The organism is Flavobacterium sp. UBA7680 (genome assembly GCF_002482975.1).
Classification (GTDB): Bacteria; Bacteroidota; Bacteroidia; order Flavobacteriales; family Flavobacteriaceae; genus Flavobacterium.
In genome coordinates this window covers 29,805-32,996 of record NZ_DLHA01000031.1, presented here as the reverse complement: position 1 = coordinate 32,996, position 3,192 = coordinate 29,805, and the positions used below count along the sequence as shown (strand labels likewise).

Below are 3,192 nucleotides of genomic sequence, written 5' to 3'. Positions count from 1 at the left end.
ACGTTCCTACGGAACGTAAATATGATAACAATATAATTTTCTACCGATAAAATGTTCCTACGGAACAAGGAAACATATAAAATGAAAAGAGGGCTGTTTCAAAATTGAAACAGCCCTCTTTTAAATCTTTGTACCTATGTACCTTTGCTGCTATGAGCCTAAACCTTAGAACCTCAGCAACTACTTAAGAATTAACAGAATTCGTTAAACGCATCTTGCAAATTCTCAGCGATTAATTCAGCTGGACGACCTTCGATGTGGTGACGCTCTAACATGTGAACCAATTCTCCGTTTTTGAACAAAGCCATAGATGGCGATGATGGAGGAAAAGGAAACATATGTTGTCTTGCAGCATCAACCGCTTCTTTGTCAACACCAGCAAAAACTGTAATAAGGTGATCTGGTTTTTTAGCTCCTTCTAAACTCATTTTTGCTCCCGGACGTGCATTTCTTGCAGCGCATCCGCAAACAGAGTTTACAACTACTAAAGTGGTACCTTCAGCTTTGATAGCATTCTCAACAGCTTCGGCACTATGTAAATCTTGAAACCCAGCAGCTGTAAGTTCAGCCTGCATTGGTTTTACCATTTCTTCTGGATACATATTTTTATTCTTTTAAATTTTACTTTTGAACTGCAAAGTTACAAAGATTACTCGCAACTACTTAATTTGAAGTATAAAGTTTTGTTATAGTTCGATATAAAATTCTAAGCCTTGTATTTCAGAATATTTAAACTGCCAATTGTTTTACTTTTTTCTCAGGAAATTGATAATTGTATTGTTTTAAATGCCTGTTTCTGCCTCGTATTTTACGTTTTGTTGTTAAAACAGTTTCCTTGTCTTGTTCAGAAATTTCAATGGTTGAAAGATAGCTGCTAACATATCTTTTAAGAACTTCCATATTATCAATTTCTATAGAATATATCGTTTTTTTTCCTTCATATTTCACCTCAACCAGATTTGCTTTTTTTAATTCCAGTAAATGTTTGGAGATTGTGGATTGTGCCAGCGGAATTAAATCAACAATTTCGCCACAAGTTCTATTGTCTTTTCTCCATAAAAGGGTCATAATTTGAATTCTGGTAGGGTGACCGAGTGCCTTGCAGATTTTCCCTATTGCTTCTGTTTCTATATCAAATTTTAAGTTCTTTGTCGTTCCCATAATCCTTCTCAATTAATGAATGAATTTGTGTTATTTTTCAAATACAAAATTAATTGGCAGGGCATCTTTTGAATCGCTTCAAAAAGTCATAAAAATAAAATAATACGGTATTTCTTTATGCGATCACATCACAGTTCTCAAAGTATCCACTACTTATTGCGATAAAAAAATTAGAATAAGATGGCCCGCAGATTTTAAAGATTTAGACTGATGTACGATGAGTTTTTATCTTAACTAAATAAAACTCTAAATAATGCTTTTATAAAAGGCACTTTTGGGCATTTTAGAATCACTTGAAATTCTTCAAATAAATTGGTTTCTTCATCTAAGAATTTAAAAATCAATTGTGGATTCCCTTTTTTGAATAAAGAAGAAAAAATAGAACTTCCTAATTCATTATGGCGATGCAGTATATCTAAAAGCAATAAATCATAAAACCAGAATCGGCTTTTTTTATGAAACGCTTTCATACTAAACGATTCCGTGATTTCGTGAGAACTATTATCACTAAGAAACTTTACTAATTCTGAGGATTTTTTATCAGAATTTTTAAAAGTATAGCCCGTACTCGCTTTTGTCCATCCGCCGGCAGTTCCAATGTTTAAAACTCGTTTGGTGTTTTTCTTCCAAAATGGATAAGAAGTCATTGGGATGCTTCCCTGCTCCTTTTCGATAATTTCAAATTGGTATATTCCGAGTTTTTGTAAATAGTTTTGAATTTCATTTTCGTATTCTGCTGTAGGAAGAAGTTTTTCTGAAAACAAAGTATATTCAACCAAAGCTTCGGTTCCAGAAGTTGGCAAAACATACATAAATCGTGTATTCCCTTTTTGTTCTACCGAAAAATCCATGAAAGTAACTTTTTCAGGATTGAAGACTTCAGATTCTGATTTTACAAACCAGCCCACGAAATGCTGTTGCAAAACGGGATATTTGTTTTGACTTTCGGCGAAAGCCTTGGTATAAATGCTGTTGAATAAATAATTGCAGGTATATCTGTTTTCTTCTGTACCAACAAAAACATGGGTTTCGAGTTCGTTGATATCGGTTACTTTTTCATTTAAAAAAATAATATTCGGCTGATTTGAAATGGCTTCGAAAATGAAATCATAAAAATCTAATCCGTCGATTTTATTATAGATATAAGGTTTTAATTCAAGATATCGTTTAAAGTTTTCATTAGCAAATAATGCTAAATCCCATTTTTTAGAAATAATCGGGTTCCAAATAGAATCTTCTTTTTCCCAAAAACACCACGTTCTGTCATTTGTTTTCTTCGAATCCTGATCTAAGAGCAAAATTGATTTATCAGAGAAATTTTTAGATAAAACCATTTTATAAACTGTCATTAAAGATGCCAGTCCAGTTCCTGTAAAAATGTAATCGAAGTGTTTAATTTGCGAAGAATTCATTTTCAAAAATAAGAAAATTTATTCTTTCAATTTTTCTAAAAGAAGGCTAAAATCCTTTGGACTCAAATAATTGCTGTACTGTACTATAATCTCGTTTCTCTCATTCAAAACGCACAAAACCGGATAAACAATTTGATCGTTAATAGTTCCGAGTTGTAAAGCAAGTTCATGAACACCCACATTATTTCCTGAAGGTTTGTATTTAAATATCTGATTATTAAACGTAATATCTCTTTTTTCTTCAGCATTAAAATCAATGAAGTAGAAATTGGAGTTTAGTTTTTCGGTAATTTCCTGGTTTTTGAAAGTTGTAGTTTTCATTCGCTGGCAAAACTGACACCAATCGGTATGGATGAAAACGATGATTTTTCGTTTTTGAATTTGCTGCAAGCTATCTACTTCCTCAAAAGTTCTGCTTTTTAACTGGCAGAATCCTGTTGAAGTTATTCCGAAGAAGAAGAATATTATAAATAGCTTTTTCATATTGTTGTTTTTTGGTCCACAGATTAACACAGATTGAACGGATTATATGATTTTCTTTCGTTAATTTTTCAAACCATTAAACTGGACTAAAGTCCAGCTCTACAATATGAACCGAGCCTATGGCTCTTTAAGTTCC

General features: G+C 32.5%; 4 protein-coding genes. All 4 read right to left on the bottom strand.

The genetic code is table 11. The features are described 5' to 3' along the window. Positions 1–191 precede the first annotated feature (191 nt). Complete coding sequence (locus B3C18_RS13520) at positions 192–602, bottom strand: BrxA/BrxB family bacilliredoxin (protein WP_056207398.1); 411 nt, start codon at positions 600–602, stop codon at positions 192–194. A 127-nt stretch (positions 603–729) separates the two neighbouring features. Next, the gene (locus tag B3C18_RS13515) at positions 730–1,161 is read right to left on the bottom strand and encodes an ArsR/SmtB family transcription factor (RefSeq protein WP_291147619.1); all 432 of its coding nucleotides are present in this window, start codon (positions 1,159–1,161) and stop codon (positions 730–732) included. A gap of 230 nt (positions 1,162–1,391) precedes the next feature. Next, positions 1,392–2,573, bottom strand: a complete 1,182-nt coding sequence (locus tag B3C18_RS13510) for a lycopene cyclase family protein (RefSeq protein ID WP_291147617.1) — start codon at positions 2,571–2,573, stop codon at positions 1,392–1,394. A gap of 18 nt (positions 2,574–2,591) precedes the next feature. Continuing rightward, entirely contained in the window at positions 2,592–3,056 is a 465-nt protein-coding gene (locus tag B3C18_RS13505) for a thioredoxin family protein (protein WP_291147615.1), read from the bottom strand. Between the last annotated feature and the right edge of the window lie 136 nt (positions 3,057–3,192).